Raw genomic sequence first — 16,752 nt, forward strand, 5'->3', positions numbered from 1 at the left:
GGGTTGACAAAGAGGGTATGGAAGGGGAGGGGCGCGAGCCATCGCCTCGCCCGTTGTACCGACATCTGTTGGCGCTTCGCGGCGGAGAGCGCCACCCTTGCTGCACGATACCCCAGCCTTCGCTGGGGTGACGAGAGAAACGAGACATGCACGCTTATCGTTCGCACACTTGCGCCGCGCTCACCGCCTCTGAGGTCGGCTCTGAGGTTCGCCTGTCAGGGTGGATCCACCGCAAGCGCGATCACGGCGGCGTGCTCTTTGTCGACCTGCGTGATCATTATGGGATCACTCAGATCGTCGCCGACACCGATTCGCCGGCGCTGCCGATCCTGGAAACGCTCCGCGTCGAATCGGTTATCACTATTGACGGGGTGGTGAAGGCGCGTGCCGAGGGAACGGTGAACCCAAACCTCGCGACAGGCGAGATCGAGGTCTTCGCACGCGGCGTGACGGTGCAGAGTGCCGCTCAGGAACTGCCGATGCCGGTCGCCGGCGAGCAGGAATATCCGGAGGACATTCGCCTTCGCTACCGCTTCCTCGATCTGCGTCGTGAAAAGCTCCACGCTAACATCATGCTGCGCTCCAGCGTGATTGCGTCGATCCGCCGTCGCATGGTGGATCAAGGCTTCACTGAGTTCCAGACGCCGATCCTCACCGCGTCGTCCCCGGAAGGCGCGCGCGACTACCTTGTTCCCAGCCGCGTTCACCCGGGCAAGTTCTACGCCCTCCCGCAGGCGCCGCAGATGTTCAAGCAGCTGCTGATGGTGGCTGGCTTTGATCGCTACTTCCAGATCGCGCCGTGTTTCCGTGACGAGGATGCTCGCGCCGATCGTTCACCGGGCGAGTTCTACCAGCTCGACTTCGAAATGAGCTACGTCACTCAGGAAGACGTGTTTGCAGCCATTGAGCCAGTGCTCCACGGCGTATTCGAGGAATTCGCCAACTGGCAGAACAAGGGGCGCACCGTCAGCCCGCTGCCGTTCAAGCGCATCCCGTATCGGGAGTCGATGCTGAAATACGGCAATGACAAGCCGGATCTGCGCAATCCCCTGGTCATCTCAGACGTCAGCGGCTTCTTCTCTGGTTCAGGCTTCGGGCGCTTCGCCTCGATCGTTGAGGCGGGCGACGTGGTGCGGGCAATTCCTGCGCCGAATACCGCAGACAAGAGCCGCAAGTTCTTCGACGATATGAACGCATGGGCGCAATCCGAGGGCTTCGCTGGCCTGGGCTATGCCACGCGCAAGGGTGGCGAGTTCGGCGGCCCGATTGCCAAGAACCACGGCGACGTGGGCATGCGCGAGCTGGCAGAAGCACTCGGGCTCGGTCCGGATGATGGCGTGTTCTTCGCTGCCGGCAAGGAAGCGCAGGCGGCGAAGCTGGCTGGTCTTGCCCGTACCCGTATCGCCGAGCAGCTCGACCTCATCGACAAGAACCGTTTCGAGTTCTGCTGGATCGTAGACTTCCCGATGTTCGAATATGACGAGGACGCGAAGAAGATCGACTTCAGTCATAACCCCTTCAGCATGCCGCAGGGCGAACTGGAGGCGCTGGAGAGCAAGGATCCACTCGATATCCTCGCCTATCAGTACGACATCGTGTGCAACGGCATCGAGCTGTCGTCGGGCGCGATCCGGAACCACCGTCCCGAGATCATGTACAAGGCGTTCGAGATCGCGGGCTACAGCCAGCAGGATGTCGACACAAACTTCGCGGGCATGATCAACGCGTTCAAGTTCGGCGCGCCGCCGCACGGCGGTTCGGCACCGGGAGTCGATCGCATCGTGATGCTGTTGGCGGACGAGCCGAACATCCGTGAGGTCATCGTCTTCCCCATGACTCAGAAGGCCGAAGACCTGATGATGGGGGCACCGAACTTCGCCACCGCAAAGCAGCTGCGCGAGCTCAACATCCGTGTGACTGCCGAGCAGCCGAGTGACGTCACCAAGGCAGTAGCGCCCGACGCGGGCTAAACTGGGGGAACTCGGCGGCGACGCATGCGCTAAGTCAGCATGTCGCTGACCGCATCGCGCGCCGCCTTGCTCCACGTCGCCCTCCAGGATCTGCGCGCCGGCAAGCAATTGCTGATCGAGCGATTGTTGCCGCTGGCCGAGACAGCGTCCGACCCCAGCCTTCAGGACGTGATCGAGCGTGATCGCGCCAATGCCCGGCGCCACGCCGCCCGGCTCGACGGAATAGCGGACCTTGCGGGTGCACCCGCCAATCTGTGGATGAGCGGCATCCTTGATGACGCGGAGCGCGACGCGCGTAGCCACCAGAGCGGCGCCATTCTCGACACCGCGTTGATCGGTGCGCTGCGCAAGGCAAAGGCGGCTGAAATCGTATCCATCGAGACAGCAATGGCACTGGCCGGCAGCGAATCACCCGCCATGCTGCCGGCGCTATCGGCAAATCATGCCGAAGATCGGGCGATCGAGGCCCGTCTCGCCCGTTTGCTCGCGACTATCGGCGGCCAGGTTCCGGTGGCCTGAGCCGGCGGAGGCATCGTCCTTGCTGCTAATGAGATGACCCTTTTCGACTCTTAGCTGGCCGGCGAGAATTCTCCCTTCTCGTCCATTACCCAGAGCACGCCCTCGCGGATCGAGAACCACGCACCATGCAGCGTCAACTGTCCCACGGCTTCCGCGTCCTGAACGAACGGGAAGGTGCGGAGGTTGGCGAGGCTGACCCGAACCGTCTCCAGCTCCAACGCGCGAACTGCGTCCTCACCGTGGCCGTGCTCGGTAGTCACGCGGTCTCGTGCCTCATCGAGTAGGTTGATCCAGCGGGCGATGAAGCCGCCTTCACCTGGGTCAGCCTCGGCGAAGCGCTTGGTCAAGGAGGCGTGAACACCGCCGCACATGCCATGACCCATGACCACGACTTCCTCGACCTTAAGCTGAGTCACCGCGAATTCCAGTGCGGCAGACACGCCGTGACGGCCCCCGCCGATTTCGAACGGCGGAACGAGATTGGCCACGTTTCGGACAACGAAGATCTCGCCCGGCGATGTATCGAAAACGGTCGCCGGATCCGTACGGCTGTCCGAACAGGCAATCACCATCACCTTGGGAGACTGTCCCTCCGCAAGGTGCGCCCAGCGTTCGCGCTCTTCTGCCCAGCCATGTTCCCGGAAACGGCCGTAGCCAGCGACAAGATCGGAGAAGACGGTCATGTTTGCCCTATACGCGTTGTTTCAAGCCGTGGCAGTCGCTATCTCGCGCCGCGACATGACCGAGATTATCCCGCTCGCCCGGCCAGAACGCGCCCGCAAACCCGATTGGATCCGCGTCAAGGCGCCGACATCGGTCGGCTTTGCCGAAACGAAGCAGCTGATGCGGCGGCTGAACCTGGCCACGGTGTGCGAGGAGGCGGCGTGCCCGAACATCGGTGAATGCTGGACCAAGAAGCACGCCACGGTGATGATCCTGGGCGACACCTGCACGCGAGCGTGCGCCTTCTGCAACGTGAAGACCGGTATGCCACGTGCGGTTGACCCGCTCGAGCCGGAGCATGTTGCGGTCGCCGCTGCCGAGATGGGCTTACAGCATATTGTGATCACGTCCGTCGATCGTGACGATCTGCCGGACGGCGGCGCATCGCAGTTCGTCAAGGTGATTGAGGCACTTCGCCGGAACACGCCGACTACAACCATCGAGATCCTGACTCCGGATTTCCGCAACAAGACCCAGGCAGCGGTAGAGTCGATCGTTGCGGCGCGGCCTGACGTCTACAACCACAATTTGGAAACAGTACCGCGGCTGTACCCGACCATCCGTCCCGGCGCACGGTACTATGCCTCGCTCCGCCTGCTGGAGAGCGTGAAGCGCCATGATCCTTCGATCTTTACGAAATCCGGTGTGATGCTCGGACTTGGCGAAGAGCGCCTGGAGATTCATCAGGTGATGGACGACATGCGTTCCGCCGACATCGATTTCCTGACGATGGGCCAATATCTGCAGCCGACGCCTCGCCATGCCAAAGTGGCGGAGTTCGTCACACCCAAGGCGTTTGACGCATATGCCGCAATCGCCCGCGCCAAAGGCTTTTTGCTGGTGGCTTCGTCACCGCTGACCCGGTCGAGCTATCACGCCGGTGACGATTTCGCGAAACTGCGCGCAGCGCGCGAGGCCCAGCTTGCCAAAGCATAGCGAGACCCGGGCGATGCCCTACACGCCGGAGCAGATGTTCGATCTGGTGGCGGACGTGAAGGCATATCAGGACTTCCTTCCTTGGGTCATCGCCATGCGGGTGCGCCGCGATGCACCCGAAGAAACCGTGGCCGACATGATTGTGGGCTTCAAAGGGTTGCGAGAGACGTTCACGTCGCGCGTGGAGAAGCAGCGGCCGGAGCGGATCCACGTCGACTACGTGGACGGGCCGCTGAAGTACTTGCACAATGAGTGGCGTTTTCGGCCTGATGGCGACGGGTGCCTGGTGGACTTCACCGTCGACTTTCAGTTCAAGAACCGCATGTTCGAAATGCTAGCGGGCCAGGTCTTCACCATGGCCCTCCGCAAGATGATTGGGGCTTTCGAGGAGCGTGCACGGAAGCTCTACGGGTCCGAAGGCTCCTCAGAGGGCGGCATCAGCAAATCGAGCGCGCATAGCGCCGCCTGAAGCCGGATCCCGGCGCGACCGAGATCTCCGAACTCGCGCCGGTCCGCCACAACATTGGCGGGGTCACCGCCCTTTTCGGCGCGAGCGAACACCACGGTACCCACCGGTTTCTTCTCACTGCCGCCGCCCGGGCCGGCGATCCCGGTAATCGCAACGGCGACATCTGCGCCGGTTACTTCCAGAGCGCCCTGCGCCATGCTCCAGGCCGTGGCGATCGAAACTGCGCCGAATGTTTCAATCACGTCCTGGGACACGTGGAGGAGCCCCATTTTCGCTTCATTTGCGTAGCTGACGATCGAGGCTTCCAGCACGTCAGAAGACCCTGGCACCTCCGTCAGCGCGGCAGCGACGAGCCCACCCGTGCAACTTTCGGCCACAGCGACACGGCGTCCTGCCGCCCGATTCGCTGCGATGACGCGTGTAGCCGAAGCAATCAGCGCTTCCGGAAGAAGGCTATCGCTCATCGGCCGGGCGCCGGGCAAACAGGGAGGTCGGGCACCTCGCGAAGGGCCGCAGTACCACGAGCCTTCTCGGCTTTAAGATGCTGTAGGCTGGCCACAACAATCCCCGCGATGTTCCGGGCCGGTAGCGGCTCCAGCAGTGTCATCAACCGGTCAATGGTGCCGCAGTCGGATGTCTGAACCCGTCCAACGATTTGGGGCGCGATGAGCGACGTGATCAATGGCCGCGCGTAGTCCGACTGAAGCAGCAGCATCGACACGCGCGGATCACTGAGTTTGGCGATAGCTCCACGTGCGGTTGGCCAAGCGCGATCTGCCTCTGCCTGGTAGCGGCTGATGAACGGGCCGGACGTCCGGCGGACCAGACTCGAGGCGGGAAGGGTGGTACAAACCCGTCCGGTCTCCAGTATGATATCGGGCAGGGCGACCAGCGTCACGGCCTCTGCCTCTGCGCGGGTGAGGCATGGCGTCTGGGCGAGTGCTGCGCTGGGAAAAGCGAGCAGGGCAACTGCAGCAAGCAAACGCTTCATGGCTGCACTCCGGGCAGGCGGACGGTAGCCACGGCTTGGGTTGCGATGCCTTCCCCCCGGCCGGTGAAGCCCAGTCGCTCTGTTGTAGTCGCCTTCACGCTGACGCGATCGGTTGAAAGCCGCAGAAGTTCCGCGATCCGGTTGCGTATCGCTTCACGATACGGCCCGATCTTGGGCGCCTCGCAAATGATCGTGACATCGACGAAGATGATTTGGCCGCCCCGTGCTTCAACCAAGGATGCAGCGTGGCGCAGGAATTGGCCGGACTCTGCGCCTCGCCATTTCGGATCACTGGGCGGGAAGTGGAGCCCGATGTCGCCTTCTGCGATGGTCCCCAGCACCGCATCAGTGAGCGCATGGAGGGCCACATCAGCATCGCTGTGGCCGGAAAGTCCCTGCGTATGAGGAATCCGTACGCCGCCCAGCCAGAGCTCTTCTCCGTCCGCCAGACGATGCACGTCAAAGCCGGTCGCCGACCGTGTGTCCCACCCGATCCGCGCCTCTGCAGCCGCGAAATCAGCAGGCCAGGTTACCTTTTCTAGCATGGCGTCGCCCTGCACCAGTGTTACCGATCCGCCAAGCGTGCGAACCATCTGCGCGTCGTCAGTAGGTTCGCTACCCGTCCATTCCACGTGAGCACGGCGAAGCGCATCGAAGCGGAACGCCTGCGGCGTCTGTACGCGCGAAATCCCGTCGCGCGGAACGTTCACGCCGTCGGCAGTCACCAACGTGTCGGCCACGGGGAGCACCGGAACTGCGCCATCGGCCTGGTCGAGCGCCGCGAGAAGCCGGTCGATGACCTTGGCACTCAGGAACGGCCGCGCGGCATCATGAATCAGGATCCGATCGGCTTGTCCGATCCCCTCCACGCCACGCCTCACAGACTCTCGACGTGTCGCACCACCTAAAACAAAGCGGGCGGAAGGCAACGCCGAGCCAAGGAGCGGCTCCTGACCGTCGCCGATCGCGACGAGCACGTCATCGATAGCCGGGTGGGCGGACAGAGAAGCATAGCTCCAGGCAAGCATCGGTCGGCCCGCCAGAAGGGTGAATTGCTTGGGCAGCGTGCCGCCCGTGCGCTCACCCTTGCCAGCAGCCACAATCAGCGCAACGGTCTTCATCGTCGCGGCCGTAGCGGGATCAGAGCCGCCTTGCCAGCGCTGCCATCATCGCTTACCTGCCTGTTTTTCAGGCAAACGATTGATGCGCACGCTCGCTCCCATTCAGATTGGCCCCGTCCGGATCGATGAGCCGGTGGTACTGGCGCCGATGACCGGTGTTACCGATCAGCCATTCCGCACATTGGTGCGCCGCTATGGCTCGGGCCTTAATGTCACGGAGATGATCGCGAGTCAGGCTGCGATCCGGGAGACGCGCCAGTCCATCCAGAAGGCGGCTTGGCACCTTTCGGAAGAGCCTGTCTCCATGCAACTGGTCGGCTGCACGCCGCACGAAATGGCCGAGGCAGCGAAGCTGGCTGAAGAAAAGGGTGCAGCGATCATCGACATCAACATGGGATGCCCGGTCCGTAAGGTTACGAGCGGCGACGCCGGCTCGGCGCTGATGCGCGACCTCAAGAACGCTGGCGCCATCATCGATGCCGTGGTGAAAGCAGTCGCGGCACCGGTGACAGTGAAGATGCGCATGGGCTGGTGCCACGACAGCCTGAACGCGCCGGAGCTTGCCCGCATCGCCGAAGATCTGGGCGCGAAGATGGTGACCGTGCACGGGCGCACGCGGAACCAGATGTACAAGGGCTCGGCGGACTGGAGCTTCGTTCGCCGGGTGAAGGACGCGGTTACGGTGCCCGTCATCGTCAACGGCGATATCTGCTCGGTTGATGACGCCCGTGAAGCCCTTGATCAATCGGGCGCAGACGGCGTGATGGTCGGGCGCGGTGCCTATGGCCGGCCGTGGTTGCTCGGCCAGGTTATGGATGCGCTAGCAGGACGACCCGTCCGGCCGGAGCCTTCTCTCGATGAGCAATACCACCTGATCGTCGAACATTATGAAGCGATGCTAAGCCATTATGGCGAGGTCACCGGCGTCAACATGGCCCGCAAGCACATCGGCTGGTACACAAAGGGTATCCACGGTTCGGCGGAGTTCCGCAACGCGGTAAATAAGGAGCCCGACGCGAAGGTCGTGCTTCGAATGCTGGCGGACTTTTACGCGCCATATCGGAGCCGCGCGGCAGCCTGATGCTGACGCGGCGGGGCCCCGAAGCGGCGGAACTGCTGAGCGCACTGCCGGTTGCCCTGATGGTTGTTGATGCGGAAGGTCGCATCGCTCAGGCAAACGCAGAATGCGAACTGCTCCTCAATCTGTCGGAACGCGCGATGCGGGGACGATCGATTGGCGACGTTCTGGCGCTGCCGGAAGAAGCGGTCGGGCACGATGGAAGGGCGTTTACCGCTTTCGATCTGGCGCTCGAGACGGTTCGCGGCCATCGGCTTCGGGTAGACTTGGCCGCGGTGGAGTTGGTTGAGCATCCCGGCTGGCGCATGATCACGCTTCACAATGCGGCAAGCTCCCGACGGCTGGGCGTCTCCGCAGATCGTGCCGCGGCGGCGCGCTCGGCCGTCGGTGCAGCGGCCATGCTCGCCCATGAAATTAAAAATCCCCTCTCGAGCATTCGCGGCGCGGCTCAATTGATCGCTGATGGGGTCGATGCGCAGGTCATGACGAAGCTGGTGATTGACGAGGTCGATCGGGTTGCTGCGCTTATCGATCGAATGGAGGATTTCACGGACACCCGGCCGCTGGTCGTCGAGCCGCTGAACATCTATCCGCTACTTGCGCATGCGCGCGATGCGGCACAGGCTGGTTTCGCACGTGGGATCACGATCGAAGAGCGGTTCGATCCGTCGCTTCCACGGGTGCTCGCAAATCGCGATGCGCTGCTTCAGGTGCTGCTCAACCTGATGAAGAACGCGGCCACTGCTTTGGGCGATCGCGGCGAGCGGCGTATCACACTCACGACCTCTTACCGCCACGGCATGGCGATCGCGCCCGGACCGGGCCGACCCCGGCTCCCCTTGCCGATCGAGATCTGCGTGGTTGATACCGGCCCGGGGGCACCCGAAGACATAGCGGAGCACCTGTTTGATCCGTTTGTGTCTAGCCGTCCCGAAGGGAAGGGGCTCGGATTGGCGCTGGTCGACAAGCTGGTGCGCGACATGGGTGGTATTGTGCAATATTCGCGCGAGGGGACGCCAAACGAGACCGTTTTCCGCGTCCTTCTGCCCAGAGCGTCGCAGCGATGAGCGGCGGCAACGTTCTCCTCGTCGATGACGACGACGCGATCCGCACGGTGGTCGCCCATGCGCTGCGCCGTGCCGGTCACCGCGTTAGAACGGCAGCAAGTGTTGCCGATCTGGACCGCGAGCTCCAGCAGAGCGTACCCGACGTCTTGCTAACCGATGTCGTGCTTCCTGACGGCGACGGCATCGAGATAGCCGCACGCCTGAACGCGGTGTCACCGGAGGTGCCGGTGATCGTCCTTTCAGCGCGCAACACCTTGACCACAGCGGTGCGTGCGAACGAAGCAGGGGCCTATGATTACCTGCCCAAGCCGTTTGACCTCGACACTCTGACACGAACGGTTGCCGCCGCCCTGGGCCGACGCGGCGCAAGCCTGCCCTCGCAAGTAGAGGATGAGGATAAGAGCCTGCCCCTGATCGGGCGATCACCCGCGATGCAGGAAGTCTATCGCGTGATCGCACGGGTGGTTTCCAACGACCTCACGGTGCTCGTGTCCGGTGAATCTGGGACGGGAAAGGAACTGGTCGCTCGCGCGATCCACGATCTTGGGCACCGTCGCACGGCGCCCTTCGTGGCGATCAACATGGCGGCAATCCCGCGCGAACTGATCGAAGCGGAGCTGTTCGGCCACGAGCGCGGGGCGTTCACGGGTGCGGCCCAGCGCACGGCTGGCCGATTTGAGCAAGCGGCAGGCGGAACGCTGTTCCTGGATGAGATTGGAGACATGCCGACAGAGGCGCAAACGCGGCTTCTCCGCGTTCTTCAATCGGGAGAATTTACCACCGTGGGCGGTGCCCGCACGATACGCGCCGACGTTCGCATCGTTGCCGCCACCAATCGGGATCTTCAGCAGGCCGTCGCGACCGGGCAGTTCCGTGAAGATCTCTACTATCGCCTGAACGTGGTGCCGATTGCTTTACCCGCGCTGCGGGAGCGCAAGGGCGATATCGCCATGCTGGCGCGGCATTTCCTGGAGCGCGCCGCGGAGTCTGGCCTGCCGCGCAAGACCCTAGATGAGGACGCAGTAAGCGCACTGGAGCAACACGATTGGCCCGGGAATGTCAGGCAGCTCGAAAACCTGATGCGGCGTCTGGCGGCGCTGTCCCGTGATGACCGGATCTCGTCGTCTGAGCTTGCCGCGATGTTGGGTTCTGGCCAGCACGTTGCCTGCCCGGTGCCGGATGACGAAAGGCTGAGCACAGCAGTGCGTGCCTATCTCGAACGACTAGCGCGGTTAGAACCGACCGCGCTGGATAACGGAACCCTCTACGATCGGCTGCTCGCCGAAGTTGAGCGGCCGTTGATCGAGACAATGCTGGCCCGCCACGGGGGCAACCAGTTGCGCGCAGCCCGTGCGATCGGTCTCAACCGCAACACCCTGCGCAAGCGCCTGGACATGCTCGGCATCGATCCGGGGCCTCGACCGCCTGCGCAAGAGTTGCGGTGAACGCCTCAAATATGTGTTTTCTCTGCAACACTCTTGTTGTAGCCTTGCTTCGATGAACGCCGGTTCGGCACCTGGGATTGATCCGGCCTCTGTGCCGCAGCGCCCGACCGTGACGCTTGTTATGGAAGCAGGCGTGCTAGGGATCGCTGTCGCCATCGCGGTAGCTACCTATTACGTCATTGCGCATACGGGTCGACCGGAGGGCTTGATAGCGCCCGGCATCATCGCGCTTCTGCTCGTCGCAAACCTGGTGCCCGGTGTGGCGCTGATGATGCTGCTTGGCCGGCGGATCGCCCGCCGTCGCGCGGCACGCTCGCCCGTTGGCGGCGAGGGACGGCTGCACGTCAGGCTCGTCGCGCTGTTCTCAAGCCTCGCTGCAGTGCCGATGGTGCTTGTGACCATCGCCGCGTCGCTTCTCTTCCAATATGGTGTACAGTTCTGGTACTCCGACCGTGCGAGGGGCGTGTTTGAGAACGCCGCGTCCCTGACTCGGACGTCGTACAACCAGATCCTTCAGCGCTGGGAAGAAGCCACCGTCACGATGGCGACGGATATCAGCCGCGAATTGGAGGAGCGGGCCATCGATGACCCCCGCTTTGGGGCGTTCCTGTTCCAGCAAACCTACTTCCGCAGCCTGTCAGAGGCATTGCTGTTTCAGGTGTCGCCAAATGGCGAGCTCCAGACCCTGGCCTTCGTGAACCCTTACGACCTTGATCTGGCGCGGCAGGTGTCCGCCGATGCCGTCGGGCAGTTGCGACGGGGCCAGCGGAGCGTCGTGACGGTTACCGGTGATCGTATCCAGACCGTTACGCGCTTGCCTGGCTCTGCAAGGGTGTACCTCTACGCCGCGCGGGTCACCAATCCCAAGGAGATGACCACTCAGACGGAGCGAGCGGAGGCGGCTCTCGCCAATTACCGCAGCCTGCTGGTGCGCGCGCGGACCTTGCAACTTCAGTTCAATGCCGCCCTGCTACTCCTGTCTCTCTTGATCGTTGGTGTTGCAGTATGGATCGCCCTCGCTGTTGCTGATCGCCTGGTGCGGCCCGTTGCGGAACTCGTCGATGCCGCGCGACGGGTGGAACGAGGCGATCTTTCCGCACGGGTTCCGGAAACCCGCGAGCGGGACGAAGTGGGCACCCTGTCTCACGCCTTTAATCGCATGACGGAGCGGTTGGAGGAGCAAAACACGGCGCTTGTCACCGCGAACTCTCAACTCGACAACCGGCGCGCGCTGATCGAGGCGGTAATGTCGGGCGTGTCCGCTGGCGTGGTGTCGATTGCGCCTGACCGGACTATCCGGCTGATCAACAGTTCCGCTCAATCGCTTCTAGGATTGACCGACACTCCGATCGGCCGCCCCCTGGCAGTCGTGGCGCCCGAGCTGAACGCGCTGCTGGAGGGCACCGCGCGCGAAGCGATCATCCAGCTGAACGCGGCTGGAGAAGCTCGCACCCTTGCAGTCCGGATCGCCCGCGACGGTACTGGCCCGATCCTGACATTCGACGACATTACCCAGCAACTGCTCGATCAGCGCCGAGCCGCCTGGTCCGACGTAGCGCGACGGATCGCTCACGAGATCAAGAACCCGCTTACTCCCATCCAACTCGCGGCCGAGCGACTACAGCGCCGCTACGGCGCCAAGGTAGAGGAGGGGGATACCACTTTCGCTCGCCTGACCGAGACGATCGTTCGCCAGGTCGGGGACCTCCGCCGGATGGTCGATGAGTTCTCCTCATTCGCTCGAATGCCGAAACCCGAGTTCCGCGAGGAAGCGCTGGTCGACATCGCCCGGCAGACGATGTTCCTTCATGAGGTGGCACATGCCGCCATTCACTTCGAGCTCCGGCATGACGAACCTGGCCCCACCTTGGTCTGCGATCGTCGGCAGATCGGCCAAGCGCTCACCAATATTGTCAAGAACGCCGTCGAAGCGATCGAGGGGACCGGTCGCGGAGCCGGTGAAATCCTGATGGAAGTGGCAGAGGTGGGAGGACGGGCAGTGATCACCGTGGCAGATGACGGTGTGGGCCTGCCGGCCGAGCGCGACCGTATCGTCGAACCTTACATGACCACACGTGCCCGGGGCACGGGTTTGGGCCTCGCGATCGTCAAGAAGATCGCAGAAGAACATTTCGGAACGATTTCGTTCGCCGACCGTCCCGAAGGCGGAACGCTCGTGACAATGACTTTCGACACAACCATGCTGGCCGGCCTGATCGGCCGGGAAGATGACTCCAGCGACAACGACGGCGGAGAGCTCGCCGCGCTTACCCGAAATCGGACTGCATAATCATGGCGCTAGACATCCTCGTCGTCGATGACGAACTTGATATTCGCGAACTGGTATCCGGCGTACTCGAAGACGAAGGATATGAGACACGCAGCGCGGCGGACAGCGACGCGGCGCTTGAAGCCATCGCAGCGCGCCGCCCCAGCCTCGTCATCCTGGACGTCTGGCTTCAGGGGTCCCGGCTGGATGGACTAGAGCTTCTCGCCGAAATCAAGCGACGGGATCCGTCCATTGCGGTACTGGTAATCTCCGGGCACGGCAATCTGGACACGGCCGTAGCCGCCATCAGGCAAGGCGCTGCCGACTTCATCGAGAAGCCGTTTCAGGCCGAGCGCTTGCTGCTGATGGTGGAGCGCGCGACAGAAACCGAGCGTCTGCGCCGTGAGGTGGCGAGCCTGCGTCTCTCCGCCGGCCGCGACACGGATCTGACCGGAAGCTCCGGCTCTATCAACACCGTCCGGGCGACGCTGAAGCGGGTGGCCGCAACCGGCAGTCGGGTCATGATTGTCGGCCCGGCCGGCGTCGGCAAGGAAGTGGCCGCGCGGCTGCTACATGGCTGGAGCCAGCGCGCGAGCAGCCCCTTTGTCGTGGTCAGCGCCGCCAACATGACCCCGGAGCGAGTGGAAGAAGAATTGTTCGGGGTGGAAGAGGGCGGGGACCTGGTTCGTCCCGGCCTGCTCGAACAGGCACACGGCGGCACGCTGTTTCTTGATGAAATTGCCGACATGCCGATCACTACGCAAGGTCGCATCCTGCGTGTGCTGACGGACCAGAGTTTCACCCGGGTTGGCGGTACGAGGATCGTGAAAGTCGACGTTCGCGTGGTGTCAGCCACGGGACGTGATCTGACCCAGGAGATTGCAGAGGGGCGGTTCCGAGAGGATCTGTACTACCGGCTCAACGTTGTTCCCGTCTCGATCCCGCCGCTGTCGGAGCGGCGCGAGGACATACCTGCGCTGGTGGAGCATTTTGTAGCACACTACGCCGCCGAACGCCGTGTAAGCACGCCGGAGGTCGCCACCGACGCCATGGTGGCTCTGCAATCCTACGACTGGCCAGGTAACGTGCGCCAATTGCGCAACGTGGTGGAGCGTACGATCATCCTCGCGCCGGGTGACCGGATCGGGAGGATCGACGTCGACCTGCTGCCCGCCGAGGTTTTGGGGGATCAGGGCAGCGGCGGCGGTTCCAATACCATCATGGGCGCGCCGCTCCGCGAAGCGCGTGAAACGTTTGAACGCGAGTATCTGAAGGTTCAGATCCGTCGCTTCTCTGGAAACATTTCGAGGACGGCTACCTTCATCGGGATGGAACGCTCCGCGCTGCACAGGAAGCTGAAACTACTCGGCATTACGGAAACCAAGGACGATTGAGCCGCTGGACCATAAGCGAGATGGTTCCTACATAACGGACAGCGTGCTGCATGAGCCGCAACCCGACGCCGGGCACCGGCGCATCGCGGAGCAAACTCCGCCAAAAAAGAAAGGGCATCGACCAATGGCCGACAAGCAAAGCTCCCTGCAGGATCTGTTCCTGAACGCACTGCGAAAATCAAAGACTCCTGTGACGCTGTTCCTGGTGAAGGGCGTCAAGCTCCAGGGCATCGTGACCTGGTTTGACAATTTTTCGGTGCTGCTTCGTCGCGACGGGCAGAGCCAGCTGATCTACAAGCATGCGATCTCGACAATCATGCCCGGAGCGCAGATCGACGTTCAGTCCATTGTTGATCATCTCGGCGAGCAGGGCCGAAAGCAGCCGCTGCTGCAGGAAATCTTCCTGAACGCTGTGCGCAAGTCGGAAGACTCGGTCACGATGTTCCTCGTGAATGGCGTTATGCTGCAAGGGCAGATCGCGGCGTTCGATCTTTTCTGCATGCTGCTGCAGCGCGATGGCACGTCGCAGCTCGTATACAAGCATGCAGTTTCCACTATCCAGCCGGCGCGGCCGCTGAATTTGGCGGATGAGACTTCAAGTTCGGAGGAAGATTGAGTACAGGTTTCGATCGCGATCGTGAGGAGTTCGCACGTGGCGCGCGCGCCATCGTCGTTTATCCTGATCTCGGCGGATCGTCGCGCGACGCCGACGCTCGTCTCGAGGAAACGGCTGGTCTAGCGGCTGCCATTGGTGTGGACGTGGTCGATCGGCAGGCAGTGCGTGTGCGTTCCCCGCGCGCTGCCACACTGATAGGCTCCGGTCAGGTTGAGCAACTTGGCATCCTTGGGCGACAGGAAGATGCCTCACTGTTCGTCTTCGACGCTGCCTTGTCGCCCATTCAGCAGCGCAATCTGGAAACTGCGCTCGAGGCCAAGGTGATCGACCGCACTGGCCTTATCCTGGAAATCTTCGGCGAACGCGCAGCCACGGCAGAGGGGCGGCTTCAGGTTGAGTTGGCTCACCTCGATTACCAGGCTGGTCGCCTGGTGCGCAGCTGGACCCACCTCGAACGCCAGCGCGGCGGCTTTGGCTTTCTGGGTGGTCCTGGTGAAACACAGATCGAGGCGGACCGCCGGCTCATTCGCGATCGCATGGCCCGGTTGCGGCGAGAGCTTGATCAAGTCACCCGTACTCGTGGCCTCCACCGGGAACGCCGACAACGCGCGCCTTGGCCGGTGATTGCACTGGTTGGCTATACGAATGCCGGCAAGTCTACGCTCTTCAACCGGTTGACCGGCGCCCATGTGATGGCCGAGGATCTCCTGTTTGCCACACTGGATCCCACGCTTCGGCAGATCAGCCTGCCGGGGATCGACAAAGCGATCCTGTCCGACACAGTGGGCTTTGTATCCGAGCTGCCCACGCAGTTGGTGGCGGCGTTCAAGGCGACGCTCGAGGAAGTAGTCTCGGCCGATCTGTTGATCCATGTGCGCGACGTGGCCCACCCAGACACGTTGGCGCAAAAGGCAGACGTAGAGGCTGTGCTGGCCGAACTCGGCGTGTCGGAGACGACACCGCGCATTGAGGTTTGGAACAAGGTCGACCTGATCGAGCAGGATGCGGGTGAGGAAATGCTAAGCGAGGCAGCGCGCCGGGACGACGTGGTCGCCATGTCTGCTTTGCGCGGTGAGGGGGTTGATACGCTCGTTCGGCTGCTCTCCAACCGGTTGACCGAGGGTCATCAGCGCTATTCCATCGCCCTCGACATCGGCGATGGTGCGAGTGCCGCATGGCTGCATCAGCACGGCGAAGTGCTCCATCAGTCGGTAGATGCCGATCAGGCCATGTATGAAGTGCGCATGTCCCCAAAGGACTACGAGCGCTTCGCGGAACGTACGGGTGGGATCGACGACGCTTCTTAGCGGCGTCCAATGAGGTCAGCGCGGCAACATACGCACAGAGGAGAGTAGGGCGCTACTCTCCTCGTTCCTGCTGCTTTGCAGCCAACCAGAGCTCCTCTTGATCAGAGAGATTGAGGCCGGCGATGGAACCGCCTGCAGCTTTCTCCATAGCCACAAAGCGCCGCTCGAACTTTCCATTCGCGCTTCGCAGTGCAGCTTCTGCATCAACACCGAGATGCCGCGCCCAATTCACCACCGCGAACAACAGGTCCCCGACCTCTTCAGCACGTGTCGCGTCGCTCGCCGTTGAGACCTCCTCGAGCTCCTCATCGATCTTTGCGCGCGGGCCCGCAGCGTCCGGCCAGTCAAAGCCTACGCGGGCTGCACGCTTTTGAAGTTTCTCAGCACGGAGCAACGCTGGCAGGCCCAACGCCACGCCGCTAAGAGCGCCAGCGTCCGACTTTTTAGCACGTTCCTGTGCCTTGATGATCTCCCAAAGGTGATGACCACCTTCCTCGGCATTCCCGAAGATATGCGGATGGCGTCGCTCCATCTTCTCGGAAATCGCGTTTGCCACATCATCAAACGTGAACTTTCCAAGCTCCTCCGCGATCTGGCTATGGAAGATCACCTGAAGCAGCAGGTCACCTAGCTCGTCCTTGAGGTCACCCAAGTCGCCCCGCGAGCATGCGTCTGCAACTTCGTAAGCTTCTTCAATCGTGTAAGGCGCGATGGTTTCGAAAGTCTGCTCCCGATCCCACTCACAGCCTGTATCGGGATCACGTAAGCGCGCCATAATGGCCCGCAACCGGATTATGGGGGAGAGCTCCCGATCATTCATTCACATTCACCGATAATATGCATTATG

16 protein-coding genes are annotated in these 16,752 nt (G+C 62.5%); 11 read left to right on the forward strand and 5 right to left on the reverse strand.

Features of this window, described 5'->3' with window-relative positions; all coding sequences use genetic code 11:
• Positions 1-146: 146 nt before the first annotated feature.
• Together aspS and LQ954_RS06670 are read left to right on the forward strand one after the other, a co-directional pair.
• Positions 147-1,970: an aspartate--tRNA ligase gene (aspS, locus tag LQ954_RS06665; protein WP_231022429.1), complete on the forward strand. Its 1,824-nt coding sequence runs from the start codon at positions 147-149 to the stop codon at positions 1,968-1,970.
• A 39-nt stretch (positions 1,971-2,009) separates the two neighbouring features.
• On the forward strand, positions 2,010-2,489 hold the full coding sequence (locus LQ954_RS06670; protein WP_231022430.1) for a DUF892 family protein: 480 nt from the start codon (positions 2,010-2,012) through the stop codon (positions 2,487-2,489).
• Between the two features lie 50 nt (positions 2,490-2,539).
• Here LQ954_RS06670 and LQ954_RS06675 read toward each other — a convergent pair whose 3' ends face one another.
• Positions 2,540-3,172 (reverse strand): carbonic anhydrase, encoded by a 633-nt coding sequence (locus LQ954_RS06675; protein WP_231022431.1) that lies wholly within the window; start codon positions 3,170-3,172, stop codon positions 2,540-2,542.
• Between the two features lie 55 nt (positions 3,173-3,227).
• On the opposite strand from LQ954_RS06675, the gene lipA reads away from it, so the two are divergent.
• Together lipA and LQ954_RS06685 are read left to right on the forward strand one after the other, a co-directional pair.
• A complete protein-coding gene (gene lipA / locus LQ954_RS06680; protein ID WP_231022432.1) occupies positions 3,228-4,148 on the forward strand; it encodes a lipoyl synthase in 921 nt (306 codons plus the stop codon).
• Positions 4,135-4,617 carry a type II toxin-antitoxin system RatA family toxin gene (locus LQ954_RS06685; RefSeq protein WP_231022433.1) on the forward strand — a complete coding sequence of 161 codons (483 nt, stop codon included), beginning with the start codon at positions 4,135-4,137 and terminating at the stop codon, positions 4,615-4,617. Before lipA ends, LQ954_RS06685 begins: the two co-directional genes overlap by 14 nt.
• On the opposite strand, the gene LQ954_RS06690 is transcribed toward LQ954_RS06685, so the two are convergent.
• From LQ954_RS06690 to LQ954_RS06700, 3 genes are read right to left on the reverse strand one after another with little or no spacing between them, the layout of a single operon-like run.
• Positions 4,554-5,081 carry a CinA family protein gene (locus LQ954_RS06690; RefSeq protein ID WP_227770247.1) on the reverse strand — a complete coding sequence of 176 codons (528 nt, stop codon included), beginning with the start codon at positions 5,079-5,081 and terminating at the stop codon, positions 4,554-4,556. The two genes, LQ954_RS06685 and LQ954_RS06690, sit on opposite strands and share 64 nt — an antisense overlap.
• Complete coding sequence (locus LQ954_RS06695) at positions 5,078-5,608, reverse strand: hypothetical protein (RefSeq protein WP_227770246.1); 531 nt, start codon at positions 5,606-5,608, stop codon at positions 5,078-5,080. The genes LQ954_RS06690 and LQ954_RS06695 overlap by 4 nt, the downstream gene beginning before the upstream one ends.
• A complete protein-coding gene (locus tag LQ954_RS06700; protein ID WP_231022434.1) occupies positions 5,605-6,729 on the reverse strand; it encodes a bifunctional 2-C-methyl-D-erythritol 4-phosphate cytidylyltransferase/2-C-methyl-D-erythritol 2,4-cyclodiphosphate synthase in 1,125 nt (374 codons plus the stop codon). Before LQ954_RS06700 ends, LQ954_RS06695 begins: the two co-directional genes overlap by 4 nt.
• 82 nt (positions 6,730-6,811) lie before the next feature.
• Here LQ954_RS06700 and dusB point away from each other — a divergent pair, with 82 nt between their 5' ends.
• From dusB to hflX, 7 genes are all read left to right on the forward strand, one after another.
• On the forward strand, positions 6,812-7,810 hold the full coding sequence (gene dusB / locus LQ954_RS06705; RefSeq protein WP_231022435.1) for a tRNA dihydrouridine synthase DusB: 999 nt from the start codon (positions 6,812-6,814) through the stop codon (positions 7,808-7,810).
• Positions 7,810-8,874 (forward strand): two-component system sensor histidine kinase NtrB, encoded by a 1,065-nt coding sequence (locus LQ954_RS06710; RefSeq protein WP_231022436.1) that lies wholly within the window; start codon positions 7,810-7,812, stop codon positions 8,872-8,874. Before dusB ends, LQ954_RS06710 begins: the two co-directional genes overlap by 1 nt.
• On the forward strand, positions 8,871-10,319 hold the full coding sequence (gene ntrC / locus LQ954_RS06715) for a nitrogen regulation protein NR(I) (RefSeq protein WP_227770242.1): 1,449 nt from the start codon (positions 8,871-8,873) through the stop codon (positions 10,317-10,319). The genes LQ954_RS06710 and ntrC overlap by 4 nt, the downstream gene beginning before the upstream one ends.
• A gap of 52 nt (positions 10,320-10,371) precedes the next feature.
• On the forward strand, positions 10,372-12,609 hold the full coding sequence (locus tag LQ954_RS06720; protein ID WP_231022437.1) for a sensor histidine kinase: 2,238 nt from the start codon (positions 10,372-10,374) through the stop codon (positions 12,607-12,609).
• A 2-nt stretch (positions 12,610-12,611) separates the two neighbouring features.
• On the forward strand, positions 12,612-13,982 hold the full coding sequence (gene ntrX / locus LQ954_RS06725; protein WP_227770241.1) for a nitrogen assimilation response regulator NtrX: 1,371 nt from the start codon (positions 12,612-12,614) through the stop codon (positions 13,980-13,982).
• Positions 13,983-14,064: 82 nt separating this feature from the next.
• A complete protein-coding gene (hfq, locus tag LQ954_RS06730; RefSeq protein ID WP_330999957.1) occupies positions 14,065-14,598 on the forward strand; it encodes an RNA chaperone Hfq in 534 nt (177 codons plus the stop codon).
• On the forward strand, positions 14,595-15,905 hold the full coding sequence (gene hflX / locus LQ954_RS06735) for a GTPase HflX (RefSeq protein ID WP_231022439.1): 1,311 nt from the start codon (positions 14,595-14,597) through the stop codon (positions 15,903-15,905). The genes hfq and hflX overlap by 4 nt, the downstream gene beginning before the upstream one ends.
• A gap of 52 nt (positions 15,906-15,957) precedes the next feature.
• Here hflX and mazG read toward each other — a convergent pair whose 3' ends face one another.
• Complete coding sequence (gene mazG / locus LQ954_RS06740) at positions 15,958-16,725, reverse strand: nucleoside triphosphate pyrophosphohydrolase (RefSeq protein WP_231022440.1); 768 nt, start codon at positions 16,723-16,725, stop codon at positions 15,958-15,960.
• Positions 16,726-16,752 lie beyond the last annotated feature (27 nt).

Source organism: Sphingomonas sp. IC-11 (assembly GCF_021043365.1).
In the GTDB taxonomy this organism is placed as follows: domain Bacteria; phylum Pseudomonadota; class Alphaproteobacteria; order Sphingomonadales; family Sphingomonadaceae; genus Sphingomonas.

Bases quoted from the DNA above. Each gene is read 5' to 3' on its own strand.
- aspS (WP_231022429.1), top strand. From the start codon at position 147: ATGCACGCTTATCGTTCGCACACTTGCGCCGCGCTCACCGCCTCTGAG.
- LQ954_RS06670 (WP_231022430.1), top strand. From the start codon at position 2,010: ATGTCGCTGACCGCATCGCGCGCCGCCTTGCTCCACGTCGCCCTCCAG.
- LQ954_RS06675 (WP_231022431.1), bottom strand. From the start codon at position 3,172: ATGACCGTCTTCTCCGATCTTGTCGCTGGCTACGGCCGTTTCCGGGAA.
- lipA (WP_231022432.1), top strand. From the start codon at position 3,228: ATGACCGAGATTATCCCGCTCGCCCGGCCAGAACGCGCCCGCAAACCC.
- LQ954_RS06690 (WP_227770247.1), bottom strand. From the start codon at position 5,081: ATGAGCGATAGCCTTCTTCCGGAAGCGCTGATTGCTTCGGCTACACGC.
- LQ954_RS06695 (WP_227770246.1), bottom strand. From the start codon at position 5,608: ATGAAGCGTTTGCTTGCTGCAGTTGCCCTGCTCGCTTTTCCCAGCGCA.
- LQ954_RS06700 (WP_231022434.1), bottom strand. From the start codon at position 6,729: ATGAAGACCGTTGCGCTGATTGTGGCTGCTGGCAAGGGTGAGCGCACG.
- dusB (WP_231022435.1), top strand. From the start codon at position 6,812: ATGCGCACGCTCGCTCCCATTCAGATTGGCCCCGTCCGGATCGATGAG.
- LQ954_RS06710 (WP_231022436.1), top strand. From the start codon at position 7,810: ATGCTGACGCGGCGGGGCCCCGAAGCGGCGGAACTGCTGAGCGCACTG.
- ntrC (WP_227770242.1), top strand. From the start codon at position 8,871: ATGAGCGGCGGCAACGTTCTCCTCGTCGATGACGACGACGCGATCCGC.
- LQ954_RS06720 (WP_231022437.1), top strand. From the start codon at position 10,372: ATGAACGCCGGTTCGGCACCTGGGATTGATCCGGCCTCTGTGCCGCAG.
- ntrX (WP_227770241.1), top strand. From the start codon at position 12,612: ATGGCGCTAGACATCCTCGTCGTCGATGACGAACTTGATATTCGCGAA.
- mazG (WP_231022440.1), bottom strand. From the start codon at position 16,725: ATGAATGATCGGGAGCTCTCCCCCATAATCCGGTTGCGGGCCATTATG.